10 protein-coding genes are annotated in these 11,562 nt (G+C 70.9%); 6 read left to right on the forward strand and 4 right to left on the reverse strand.

The features are described 5' to 3' along the window. Positions 1–30: 30 nt before the first annotated feature. The 3 genes from AC067M_RS28735 to AC067M_RS28745 all read right to left on the reverse strand — a co-directional run bounded on the left by AC067M_RS28735 (position 31) and on the right by AC067M_RS28745 (position 3,021). Positions 31–1,476, reverse strand: a complete 1,446-nt coding sequence (locus tag AC067M_RS28735) for a sensor histidine kinase (RefSeq protein ID WP_478699932.1) — start codon at positions 1,474–1,476, stop codon at positions 31–33. Next, on the reverse strand, positions 1,473–2,207 hold the full coding sequence (locus AC067M_RS28740; RefSeq protein ID WP_478699948.1) for a response regulator transcription factor: 735 nt from the start codon (positions 2,205–2,207) through the stop codon (positions 1,473–1,475). Before AC067M_RS28740 ends, AC067M_RS28735 begins: the two co-directional genes overlap by 4 nt. A 400-nt stretch (positions 2,208–2,607) precedes the next feature. Continuing rightward, positions 2,608–3,021 (reverse strand): PepSY domain-containing protein, encoded by a 414-nt coding sequence (locus AC067M_RS28745; protein ID WP_478699933.1) that lies wholly within the window; start codon positions 3,019–3,021, stop codon positions 2,608–2,610. A gap of 420 nt (positions 3,022–3,441) precedes the next feature. Here AC067M_RS28745 and AC067M_RS28750 point away from each other — a divergent pair, with 420 nt between their 5' ends. Further along, on the forward strand, positions 3,442–4,389 hold the full coding sequence (locus AC067M_RS28750; protein ID WP_478699934.1) for an MIP/aquaporin family protein: 948 nt from the start codon (positions 3,442–3,444) through the stop codon (positions 4,387–4,389). 102 nt (positions 4,390–4,491) lie between these two features. On the opposite strand, the gene mtnA is transcribed toward AC067M_RS28750, so the two are convergent. Further along, on the reverse strand, positions 4,492–5,631 hold the full coding sequence (mtnA, locus tag AC067M_RS28755; protein ID WP_478699935.1) for an S-methyl-5-thioribose-1-phosphate isomerase: 1,140 nt from the start codon (positions 5,629–5,631) through the stop codon (positions 4,492–4,494). Positions 5,632–5,771: 140 nt separating this feature from the next. Here mtnA and AC067M_RS28760 point away from each other — a divergent pair, with 140 nt between their 5' ends. The 5 genes from AC067M_RS28760 to AC067M_RS28780 are packed head-to-tail and all read left to right on the forward strand — an operon-like array spanning position 5,772 to position 11,442. Beyond that, positions 5,772–7,163 carry a DUF7847 domain-containing protein gene (locus AC067M_RS28760; protein WP_478699936.1) on the forward strand — a complete coding sequence of 464 codons (1,392 nt, stop codon included), beginning with the start codon at positions 5,772–5,774 and terminating at the stop codon, positions 7,161–7,163. A 4-nt stretch (positions 7,164–7,167) separates the two neighbouring features. Beyond that, positions 7,168–7,950: a DUF4129 domain-containing protein gene (locus AC067M_RS28765; RefSeq protein WP_478699937.1), complete on the forward strand. Its 783-nt coding sequence runs from the start codon at positions 7,168–7,170 to the stop codon at positions 7,948–7,950. After that, positions 7,947–9,143 carry a DUF4350 domain-containing protein gene (locus AC067M_RS28770; RefSeq protein ID WP_478699938.1) on the forward strand — a complete coding sequence of 399 codons (1,197 nt, stop codon included), beginning with the start codon at positions 7,947–7,949 and terminating at the stop codon, positions 9,141–9,143. The genes AC067M_RS28765 and AC067M_RS28770 overlap by 4 nt, the downstream gene beginning before the upstream one ends. Further along, entirely contained in the window at positions 9,140–10,132 is a 993-nt protein-coding gene (locus AC067M_RS28775; RefSeq protein WP_478699939.1) for an AAA family ATPase, read from the forward strand. The genes AC067M_RS28770 and AC067M_RS28775 overlap by 4 nt, the downstream gene beginning before the upstream one ends. Beyond that, positions 10,132–11,442, forward strand: coding sequence for a DUF58 domain-containing protein (locus AC067M_RS28780; RefSeq protein WP_478699940.1), 1,311 nt, complete (start codon positions 10,132–10,134; stop codon positions 11,440–11,442). Before AC067M_RS28775 ends, AC067M_RS28780 begins: the two co-directional genes overlap by 1 nt. Positions 11,443–11,562 lie beyond the last annotated feature (120 nt).

Here is an 11,562-nt window from a genome sequence, read left to right on the forward strand (position 1 = left end):
CCGTGTGTTTGGAACGCCTGTGCCATGACTTCACCGTTGGCCCGCTGCCTGGGTTCGGCGGCCGAGAGCTCTCGGTGAGCGAAAGTCCTCTCGCGCCGAGCGCGGTCCCTGGGTGCCCGCGGTGGCGGGGCGCAGCCGGATGCGGGCGTCGAGGCCGGTGCCGGGGGCCGGATGCAGGGTGATCGTGCCGCCGGAGGCGTCGACAAGGTGCCGGACGATGGGCAGGCCGAGGCCGGTGCCGTCGTGGTGGGAGTCGGAGGAGCGCCAGAAGCGGTCGAAGGCGCGTTCGCGGTCGGCCTCGTTCATGCCGGGGCCCTGGTCGACGATGTGGAGTTCAGTGCCGGGGGCGCGGTGCATGGTGATGGTGGTGCTGGGTGGGGAGACGCGCAGGGCGTTGGCGACGAGGTTGTCGATGATCTGTTCCAGGGCGCCGGGGATCGCCCACACGTGGCCGACGGTTGGGCCGGTGATGTCGAGGGTGACGTACTGCTCGGCCGCCAGTGGCTCCCACATCGCTGCCCGGTCGGCGAGGACGGCGTCGAGGTCGACAGGCTCCGGGGTGGTGGCGGTGTTCTCCAGGCGGGCCAGGGCGAGCAAGCCCTGGACCATGCGGCCGAGGCGTTCGACCTCGCCGACGGCTTCGTCCAGGCTGCCGTGGGCGCGCGGGTCGAGGTAGGGCTCGAAGTTCTCCAACCGCAGCCGCAGCCCGGTCAGCGGCGTTTTCAGCTGGTGGGAGGCTTCCGAGGCGAACGCCTGCTGCGCCTTCAGCAGATGCTGCAAACGGGTGGCGGTGTGGGTGAAGGAGACGGCCAGACGGCGCAGCTCCGGCGGACCGGTGGTGGCATCGGGCGGATTGGTGAGCTGTCCCTCGGCGAGCTGGGTGGTCGCGGCTTCCAAAGTGCGCAGGGGCCGGGTGATCCACCGGGCCAGGCTGAACGCGACCAGCGCGACCACCGCGAGGACGCAGGCCCCGGCCATGGCGAGAGCTCCCCAGATCCGGTGGACACGCGCACTGACCTCGGACAGAGGGAGCGTCACCCGCAGAGTGCCACGGATCGTCGTGCCCGAGGCGCCGGGCATGGTGGCCGACAAGACGTCGTTTCCAGCGCTGTCGGTCGTGGTGGTGACGGTGGGCTGGTTGCGCAGAGCCCGGGCGATGTCCGGTTGTGCGGCCAGGCTGATGTCGGTGCGGCCGGCGGGGTCGGAGTCCGCCAGGACGGTGCCCTGCTTGTCGGTGACCACGACACGTGCACTGGTGCGCTCGGCATACTCGCCGATCACCTCGGGCAGCGCGTCCAGCTCGCCCTTCTCTATGTTCTCCTCGGTGACCTCGGCGAGCATGGACGCGTCACGCTCCAAGCTCTGAGAAGCCCGGGAGGTCTCGCCCCGGGCATAGATGAAGCCCAGGGGTATCTCCAGCCCGGCCAGCACAAGCAGGGCCAGGCCCAGATAGCTGAGCAGCAGACGCCGGGTCATCCGGCCTCCTCAGCGGCGGTGTGGTCGCCGGGGACGGTGAGGCGGAAGCCGACCCCCCGAGCGGTGGTGATCCAGGCCGCGTCACCGAGCTTGCGGCGCAAGGCAGCCACGTGGGCGTCGAGGGTCTTGGTGGGGCCGAAGAAGTGCGGGTCCCACACCGTGTCCATGATCTGCTGGCGTGAGTACACCGTCCCAGGGTCGTCGGCAAGGAAGGCAAGCAGGTCGAACTCACGGGGGGCCAGGGCTACTTCCCGGCCGTCGAGGTGAACCTCACGGGTGCGGCGGTTGATGGCCAGCGGTCCCAACACCTGTGCACCAGGGGTGCTTTGGCGTGCCTCAGGCACATCCGCCGACCCGGTAGCCGCGTAAGCCGGGGCGCCGGCGCGCCGGGTCACGGCGCGGATACGGGCGATCAGCTCCCGTACACCGAAGGGCTTGGCGAGGTAGTCGTCGGCGCCGAGTTCGAGGCCGACGATGCGGTCCGCCTCCTCGCCCCGTGCGGTGATCATGATGATGGGGACGTCGGAGCGGGCGCGCAGGCTGCGGCAGACATCGAGGCCGTCCATGTCGGGAAGGCCGAGGTCGAGCAGGACGAGGTCCGGCGCTGTTGTGGAGTCGGCGAGCCCGGCGGCGCCGGTGCGGACGTGGTCCACGGTGAAGCCGTAGCGCCCCAGGCCCTCGGTGAGGGGGTCGGCGATTCGGTCGTCGTCTTCGATGAGCAGCAGCCGCATGGCGTAAGGCTCGCACAGCCGTGCCAGAGCAGTTGGAGGGTTCATGGGAAGCCACCTAGGGTCTTTCGTTTGGATCAGGCCGGATCAGGGAGCGGGGTCCGGTGCCGTGCATCGCAAGGCGGAGGAGGGCGGCAGGGCGGAGCCCTGCCGACCGACGACAACGCGGCGAGGCGCGGTGCCGGGCCCCGCGAGCCTGGCCTGATCCAAACGAAAGACCCTAGGGCCGGAGAGACGTACGGGACGACGCAGGACGAGGGAGTGCCGTCCGGCCGACCGGGGCTGAGGCAGTCGGCCGGACGGCGGTGACGGGACGTCGGACGATGCCGACCGGGGAGTCGGTTGTCGGCGCCGTCGCCGTCCTCGCGCCCCTGGTCACCCTTCGGCGGCTGAGCCGTGACTGTCAGCCCGCGTCCTCGGCCTCCTCGGTGCCTTCCTTCTTGGTGTCAGTGACCTTGAAGGACTTGTCGAGGTAGACCTCCACCGTGGTGCCATCACCCTGCTTCACCTCGACCGCGTACATGCCGGGCTTCTCCGCGTCCTCCTCGGACTTCAGGACGGTGCCCGGGTAGGCGGCGAGCGCGGCGGCCTCGGCCTTCTGCTTGATGTCGCCGGTCAGTGGGGGCTCCGGCTTGTCGTCGGTGTCTCCGGCGGCTTCACCCCCCGCCTCGGCGCCACCCGCGCTCTGGGCCTGCTGCTGGGTGTTCGCGGCATCGGAGCTGTCGGAGCCGGAATCGGAACCGCCACAGGCGACCAGCGCGAACATCAGGACGGCGCAGGGAGCGGCAAGCACGGCACGACGGGGCAGAGCACGCATCAGGGTGTCTCCAAACACAGGGGAAGCACTGCGAGTTCGAAGGTCTGTGAACCTGACCTCCGGGGGATGACGACGACCCTAGGAACCCGCTGTCGAGAAACAGCCCAGCAGACGGAGAGTGAAAGACCAGGAGACTGCCAATCTTTGACCACGCCGTGCCGTCCCAGTACCAACACGCCCGTGCTGTCCCAGTACCAATGGGCCAGTCAAGCCGTATGCGATCTTGAAAACCGTCGATGTCAGCACTGCTCTCAGCCTGGCGCCACCTGGACCATCGCCGACGCCGCCTCGCTGCACCGCAGAGGCGTGCCCAGTTCCCCGAGCCGAGATCACAAACCGGGCGTAAGCTCTGTATAAGGGGATCAAAATAAGGGGATCAAATGCGCTACGGCGCGACCGGACGAGAGTCTGGGAGGACCCATGGCTGTAGAAATACCGCCTCTCATCAAACCTTCTCGGCTCAGGCGCCGAGGCGGACTGTGGGGCGAATGCCTGTCGGAGTTCCTGGGGACCTTTGTTCTCATCTCTTTCGGAGTCGGTGTGGTGGCCATGGCGGTCGCGGCCCTGCCGGGGTCCGGTCGCACATCGGGACCCACCACGTTCTTCTTGGGGGCCGGGGACTGGCTGCTGATCACCTGGGGCTGGGGGTTGGCCGTCGTCATGGGGGTGTACGTAGCCGGAGGAGTCAGCGGCGCCCACCTCAACCCGGCGGTGACCTTGGCGTTCGCGGTGCGCCGCAAGTTCGCCTGGGTCAAGGTCGCTCCGTACATGCTGTCGCAGGTGGCCGGTGCGTTCGCCGGCGCGGCGCTGGTCTACGCCGTCTACCACGACGCGATCAACACCTTCGACGACGCCATGAAGGGCCCGAAGACCAACGGTCACACCCTCGCGTCGTTCTCCATCTTCGCCACATTCCCCGCGCCGTACTTCAACGGAGGTATCTGGGGGCCCCTGATCGACCAAATCGTCGGCACCATGTTCCTGGTGCTGCTGATCGTGGCGATCGTCGACCTGCGCAACACCGCCGTCAAAGCCAACCTCGGCCCGTTGATCGTCGGCTTCGCCGTAGCCGCGATCGGCATGTCGTACGGAGCGAACGCCGGTTACGCGATCAACCCGGCCCGCGACCTGGGCCCGCGCCTGTTCACATGGGCCGCAGGCTGGCAGGATCTGGCGATGCCGGGGACCTTGTCCGGCGCCTTCAGTAGCTACTTCTGGATTCCTATCGTCGGTCCGCTGATCGGCGGAGTGATCGGAGTCCTGGTCTACGACCTGTTCATCGGCGACATTTTGCACATTCGTGCTCAGGAAGCCATCCCAGCGGAGGTCGGCCGCACGAAGCCTGAGAAAGGCACGGACGAGGAATAACCACGTCGGGCGCCGCTACTGTCTGCCCGCACGTGAGCCTTGCGGGCCCCTTCCCCGATGCGTCCCGCATCCATTCCGTGGGGAAAGGGCCCTCCTCGTCGATCAGCTCGTCGTCGCCTGGCGTGACCTGCTGCAGAGCTCGGCAAGAGCCTCGGTGGTCACGGGCGAAATGGCACCTTCTTCGGTGACGATCGCCGTCACCAGCTCGGGCGGCGTCACGTCGAACGCAGGGTTGTACGCCTGGGTCCCCAGCGGGGCCACCGGAATCCCGCCGCCCGCTCCCGCCACCTGCACCTGTGGCGCCGTGACCTCCGTCACCTCGAAGCCTGGGCGCTGCTCGACCTCGATGGACGCCCCGTCCGGCGTGTCCGGGTCCACCGTCGTCACCGGTGCCACCACGATGAACGGCACATGGTGGTACCGCGCGAGCACCGCGAGGGGATAGCTCCCCACCTTGTTCGCCACCGAACCGTCGGCCGCGATGCGGTCCGCCCCGATCAGGACCGCGTCCACCTCACCGGCCGCGAACAGCGAGCCGGCCGCGTTGTCCGTGAGCAAGGTGTACGCCATGCCGCTGCGAGCCGCCTCGTACGCCGTCAGGCGAGCGCCTTGCAGCAGCGGACGCGTCTCGTCGACCCACAGCCGCCGCAGCCGCCCCGCCCGGTGCGCCGCGAGCGCCACGGCGAACGCCGTCCCCTCGCCTCCCGACACGAGCGAACCGGTGTTGCAGTGCGTCAGGATCCGCTGGCCACCGGGCACCAGTTCGTCCAACAGCGCCAACCCGTGCTGGGCCATCCGGGCACTGGCCTCGGCGTCCTCCCGGTGCAGCGCCCGCGCCGCCCCCAGAGTGGCCAGGGCGGCCTGCCCGGGATCGCCGCTCCTGGCGATCTCGGCCTGGTAGGCGGACTGGGCCCTGCGCACCCCGACGGAGAGGTTCACCGCGGTGGGCCGGGCACCCGCCAGAGCCGCCGCGGCCTCCTCCACATCGAAGCCGCGCGCTGCGGCGAGCGCGACCCCGTAGGCCCCCGCGATGCCGAGCAGCGGTGCCCCGCGCACGGCGAGCGAACGGATCGCCTCCACCAGCGCCGACGCGTCTGTACAGACCAGGTCGACCTCCTCGGTCGGCAGCCTTGTCTGGTCGAGCAGGACCACCACGGGCCCTTCGGGTGGCTCTTCCCAGCGGATCGCCGGTATCTCGGTCGGCTTCGTGTCCTCACCGGATTGCGCGTACTGATCAGCCATGCGATCAGTCTGCCCGTAATCCGGCGGACAATTGAAGGTGCACAGCCCCTACCTCGGCCGGTACCCCCACGACCACCCCATGGCACGATGGCTGCCAACCTGCCGCCGCGACCGCGGACGGGCACCGTGAAGGAGCGACGATGAACGACACTCCGGGCTGGGCCTCGCCCGGATCCGCCCCGTCCGGCGGGCAGGAACCCGGCGCGTCCGGCCCTGCCGAGCCCGCCGACCGCCCCGGCACCAACTCTCCCGCGGACGAGCCGGGTGCAAACCAGCATGGCCCGCAGCACGGCGCCAACCAACCGCCCGCCGGCGCGAAGTGGTCCACGGACCAGCCGCTCCCGGGCCAGTGGTCCGCCCCGACCGGCCCTCCGAGCCACGGCCAGGCTCCCCCACCGCCCCCTCCCGGCCCGGCATGGGGCCCTCAGCCTCCAGCAGGCCCCGGCGGCGCGGGCTACGGCGGATACGGCGGCGGCTACGGCGCCCCAGGCCCCGCCGGCTACCCCGGCTGGGGCACAGGGTGGGGCGGCCCGCCCCCCGCGGCCAAGCCCGGCGTCATCCCGCTCCGCCCGCTCGGCGTGGGCGAGATCCTCGACGGAGCGGTGTCCACCATGCGCACCCACTGGCGCACGGTGCTGGGCATCTCGCTGACCGTCGCCGTCGTCACGCAGATCCTCGTCGTACTGCTCCGCGGCCTGGTCCTCGACAACCGCGTCGACACCGACGCCCTCAACGACCCCAGCGCGACCCTCAGCGAACTGACCAGCGCCATGGGCTCGGCCATGCTGAGCTCCGCCGTCCTGTTCGTGGTCACCCTCATCGGCACCATCACGGCGACCGCCCTGCTCACCACGGTCACGAGCCGCGCGGTGCTCGGCAAGCCGGTCACCATCGGCGAGGCCTGGCGCGATGCCCGCCCCCGAGTGCCGAAACTGTTCGGGCTGATCTTCCTGCTGGTGATCATCGCGCTCGGCGTCGGTCTCGCAGGAGCCTTGCCCGGCATCCTCGTGGGCATCGCCGGAAACGGTGACGCGGGCGCCGCGCTCGCCGTCCTCGGCACGCTGGGCACCACCGTCGTCGCGCTGTGGCTGATGATCCGCTTCTCCCTCGCCTCGCCCGCGCTGATGCTCGAGAAGCAGGGCATCCTGAAGTCGATGAGCCGCTCCGCGAAGCTGGTCCGCGGCTCCTGGTGGCGGATCTTCGGCATCGAGCTGCTCGCCATGATCATCGCCTACATCCTGGCGGCGATCATCGTCCTCCCCTTCACCTTCCTCGGCGCCGCCCTGAGCGACTCCGGCATCAACGGCTTCGTCACCACCGGCGGCACCGGCCTCGGCTGGACCTACCTCATCATCAGCGGCATCGGCGCGGTGATCGGCTCCATGATCACCTTCCCGATCTCGGCGGGCGTCGCCGTGCTCCTCTACATCGACCAGCGCATCCGCCGCGAGGCCCTCGACCTCGACCTGGCCCGCGCCGCCGGCGTCCAGTCCTACGGCTCCACCGCCCCCGGCACCACCCCGGGGAGTTGATGGGGTGAGCCTGGCGGGGGGAGTTCTCACAACACTGCCGGCACTGCCACGCGCCGCCGAAACGGCCGTACGGTCCCTGCTGCGCGCCGGCGACACAGCGGTGCTCACCTCGGCGGCCTCCGACGACGAGCCTCCGCTGACGATCCCGCGTGATCCCGCGCGGGAGGCGGCTCGACGCGAGCTGTCCAAGCGCATGTACCACGAGAACGACCCCAGCCTGCTCCAACGTGCCCTCAACGCCTTCTGGGACTGGATCGACGGGCTGTTCAACGCCGCCGCGGGAGCGACACCCGGCGGAACGGTAGGCCTCGTCGTCATCGTCCTCGCCGTCCTCGCGGTCCTGGGCGCCCTGTGGTGGCGCCTCGGCACCCCACGCCGCCAACCCACCTCCGCCCCCGCCCTGTTCGACGACCGCCCCCGCAGCGCCGCCGAACACCGCGCGGCCGCCGAAGCGCACGCCGCCCAGGGCCACTGGACCCAGGCCCTCCAGGAACGCATGCGAGCCATCGTCCGCGCCCTCGAGGAACGCGCCCTCCTCGACATCCGGCCGGGCCGCACCGCCGACGAGGCGGCCGCCGAGGCCGGGCGCGCCCTGCCCGCCCACAAGGACCGACTGCGCGCCGCCGCCGAGGAGTTCGACGACGTCACGTACGGCGGCCGCAGCGCGAGCGAGCCGGCGTACCACCGCATCGCCGAACTCGACCGCGACCTGGAGCGCACCCGGCCACAGCTCACGAGCAGCACCCCCAGCACGGCCGACAACGCCCGCCAGGGAGCCGCCGAATGACCGCCGAGGCCACGCTCCCTTCCACCTCGGCCTCGCCCACCGCCCGCCAGGTGTGGACGCGCGGGCGAGGTATCGCCCTGGCCCTCGTCCTCCTTCTCGCGGCGGCCGTCGTGATCGCCGTGGTCCGCTCCGACACCCGACACGGTTCCCTCGACCCGCGCTCCGTCGACCCCTACGGCAGCCGCGCCGTCGCCGTGCTCCTCTCCGAACGTGGTGTGGACACGCGCGTGGTCACCACGCTGGACGAGGCGCGCGCCGCAGTCGGCCCCGACACCACCCTTCTGGTGGCCGTCCCGGACCTGCTGACACACCGTCAACAAAGCAGACTGCACTCGGCGACGGCCAACTCCGGCGGCCGTACCGTCCTCGTCGCCGCCGGCAGCCCGTCCGTCGGAAGACTCGCTCCCGGCGTCGTCGCGGACCCGGCCACCAGCCTCGACTCGGCGCTCTCCCCCCAATGCGGCCTGCCCGCCGCCCAGCGCGCGGGCACCGCCGAAACGGGAGGCGTCCGCTACACCACCACCCACCTCGACGCCGACAAGTGCTACCCCAGCGAGCGCCTCGCCACCCTCGTCCGCATCCCGGACAAGGCCGGGAACGGCGACACCGTCGCCCTCGGCGCGCCCGACATCCTCTTCAACGACCGCCTCGACGAACAGGGCAACGCCTCGCTCGCCCTCCAACTCCTCGGCTCGCGCCCCCATCTGGTCTGGTACCTCCCGTCGCTCTCCGACACCTCGGCCGCCGAACCCGACGACGAGCGCGGCTTCTTCGACCTGCTCCCCTCCGGCTGGCTCTGGGGCACCCTGCAGCTCTTCCTCGCCGCAGCCCTGGCCGCACTCTGGCGGGCACGCCGACTCGGCCCCCTCGTACCCGAACAACTCCCCGTGGCGATCCGCGCCTCCGAAACCGTCGAAGGCCGCGCCCGCCTCTACCACAAGGCCAACGCCCGCGACCGCGCGGCCGCCGCTCTTCGCTCCACCACCCGCACCCGCCTCGCCCTGCTCGTAGGCATCCCCGCCTCCCAGGCCCACACACCCGAGGCCCTGCTCCCCGCCCTGTCCGCCCACCTCCACGGCGACGGACAGTCCCTGCACTCCCTACTCTTCGGCCCGACACCCAGCGACGACGCGGCCCTGATCGCACTCACCGACCAACTCGACGCCCTCGAAAGAGAGGTACGCCGTCCATGATGGCCCCGACCACTGACAACGCCGGACCCACCGGGGACCCCGGCAGCGCCCGCGCCTCCCTGGAGGCCCTGCGCGCCGAGATCGCCAAGGCCGTGGTCGGCCAGGACCCCGCCGTGACCGGCCTCGTCGTCGCCCTCCTCTGCCGCGGACACGTTCTCCTTGAAGGGGTCCCCGGAGTCGCCAAAACGTTGCTCGTCCGCGCCCTCGCATCCGCACTCGAACTCGACACCAAGCGCGTCCAGTTCACCCCGGACCTGATGCCCAGCGACGTCACCGGCTCCCTGGTCTACGACACCCGCGTCGCCGAGTTCTCCTTCCAGCCCGGCCCGGTCTTCACCAACCTCCTCCTCGCCGACGAGATCAACCGCACGCCCCCGAAGACCCAGTCGTCCCTCCTGGAAGCCATGGAGGAACGCCAGGTCACGGTCGACGGCACTCCTCGCCCCCTCCCCGACCCGTTCCTCGTCGTCGCGACCCAGAACCCCGTGGAGTACGAGGGCACCTACCCCCTCCCGGAAGCCCAGCTGGACCGGTTCCTCCTCAAGCTCACGATCCCGCTCCCCTCCCGCCAGGACGAGATCGACGTCCTCACCCGCCACGCCGCGGGCTTCAACCCACGCGACCTGCGCGCCGCCGGGGTACGCCCCGTGGCGGGCCCGACCCAGCTGGAAGCCGCCCGCGCCGCAGTCGGCAAGACCACGGTCTCCCCCGAGATCACCGCCTACGTGGTGGACATCTGCCGCGCCACACGCGAGTCCCCGTCCCTCACCCTCGGCGTCTCCCCGCGCGGCGCGACCGCCCTCCTCGCCACTGCACGCGCGTGGGCCTGGCTGACAGGCCGGGACTACGTCATCCCCGACGACGTCAAGGCCCTCGCCCTCCCCACCCTCCGCCACCGCGTACAACTGCGCGCGGAGGCCGAGATGGAAGACGTGACCGCCGACTCCGTCATCAACGCGGTCCTCGCCCACGTCCCCGTCCCCCGCTGATGGCACTCACCGGACGCACCGCGCTCCTCGCGGCCCTCGGCTCCCTCCCCGTCGGCATCTGGGAACCCAGTTGGACGGGCATCCTCGCGATCAACGCCCCCTTGGCCGTCGCCTGCGCCTGCGACTTCGCCCTCGCCGCGCCCGTACGACGCCTCGGCCTGACCCGCTCCGGCGACACCTCGGTACGCCTGGGCGAATCCGCCGACGTCACCCTCACGGTCACCAACCCCAGCCGCCGTCCTCTACGCGCCCAGCTCCGCGACGCCTGGCCCCCCAGCGCCTGGCAGCCCGGCACGGAGACGACAGCCTCCCGCCACGACCTGACTGTTCCCCCCGGAGAACGCCGCCGCGTCACCACACGTCTACGACCGACCCGCCGCGGCGACCGCCAGGCCGACCGCGTGACGATCCGCTCGTACGGCCCCCTCGGCCTCTTCACCCGCCAAGGCACCCACAAGGTCCCCTGGACGGTACGCGTCCTGCCCCCGTTCAACAGCCGCAAGCACCTGCCCTCAAAGCTCGCCCGCCTACGCGAACTCGACGGCCGCACCAGCGTGCTCACCCGCGGCGAGGGCACGGAATTCGACAGCCTGCGCGAGTACGTCCCCGGCGACGACACCCGCTCCATCGACTGGCGCGCCACAGCCCGCCAGTCCACGGTCGCCGTACGCACCTGGCGCCCCGAAAGAGACCGTCACATCGTCCTGGTCCTCGACACCGGCCGCACCTCTGCGGGCCGCGTCGGCGACGCCCCGCGCCTCGACGCCTCCATGGACGCGGCCCTCCTCCTCGCCGCACTGGCGTCCCGCGCCGGCGACCGCGTCGACCTGCTCGCCTACGACCGTCGGGTTCGAGCCCTGGTCCAGGGCCGGGCCGCCGGCGATGTCCTACCGTCCCTCGTCAACGCGATGGCCACGCTCGAACCCGAACTGGTCGAGACGGACGCCCGAGGCCTCGCGGCCACCGCCATCCGCACGGCTCCCCGCCGCTCGCTGATCGTGCTCCTCACGACGCTCGACACGGCCCCGGTCGAGGCAGGACTGCTCCCCGTGCTTCCTCAGCTCACCCAGCGCCACACGGTTCTGGTGGCATCGGTGGCAGACCCGCGCATCGCCCGCATGGCTACTGCACGCGGTGACGCGGAGGCCATCTACGAGGCTGCGGCGGCGGCCCAGGCCCAAACCGAACGCCACCGCACGGCCGAGCAGCTCCGACGACACGGCGTTACGGTCGTGGACGCTACTCCGGAGGAACTGGCTCCGGCGCTGGCGGATGCGTATCTGGCACTCAAGGCGGCGGGACGACTGTGAGGGGCCGTCCCGAAAGGGACGCGTAAAACGCAGAAAACCCCCGCACCGTGAGGTGCGGGGGTTTTCCCAATGATTGTTCGGCGGCGTCCTACTCTCCCACAGGGTCCCCCCTGCAGTACC

Source organism: Streptomyces sp. NPDC043427 (assembly GCF_056436655.1).

Coding starts and splice junctions, on each gene's coding strand:
- AC067M_RS28780 (WP_478699940.1), top strand. CDS start 10,132: ATGGCACTCACCGGACGCACCGCGCTCCTCGCGGCCCTCGGCTCCCTC.
- AC067M_RS28770 (WP_478699938.1), top strand. CDS start 7,947: ATGACCGCCGAGGCCACGCTCCCTTCCACCTCGGCCTCGCCCACCGCC.
- AC067M_RS28750 (WP_478699934.1), top strand. CDS start 3,442: ATGGCTGTAGAAATACCGCCTCTCATCAAACCTTCTCGGCTCAGGCGC.
- AC067M_RS28740 (WP_478699948.1), bottom strand. CDS start 2,207: ATGCGGCTGCTGCTCATCGAAGACGACGACCGAATCGCCGACCCCCTC.
- AC067M_RS28745 (WP_478699933.1), bottom strand. CDS start 3,021: ATGCGTGCTCTGCCCCGTCGTGCCGTGCTTGCCGCTCCCTGCGCCGTC.
- AC067M_RS28735 (WP_478699932.1), bottom strand. CDS start 1,476: ATGACCCGGCGTCTGCTGCTCAGCTATCTGGGCCTGGCCCTGCTTGTG.
- AC067M_RS28760 (WP_478699936.1), top strand. CDS start 5,772: ATGAACGACACTCCGGGCTGGGCCTCGCCCGGATCCGCCCCGTCCGGC.
- mtnA (WP_478699935.1), bottom strand. CDS start 5,631: ATGGCTGATCAGTACGCGCAATCCGGTGAGGACACGAAGCCGACCGAG.
- AC067M_RS28775 (WP_478699939.1), top strand. CDS start 9,140: ATGATGGCCCCGACCACTGACAACGCCGGACCCACCGGGGACCCCGGC.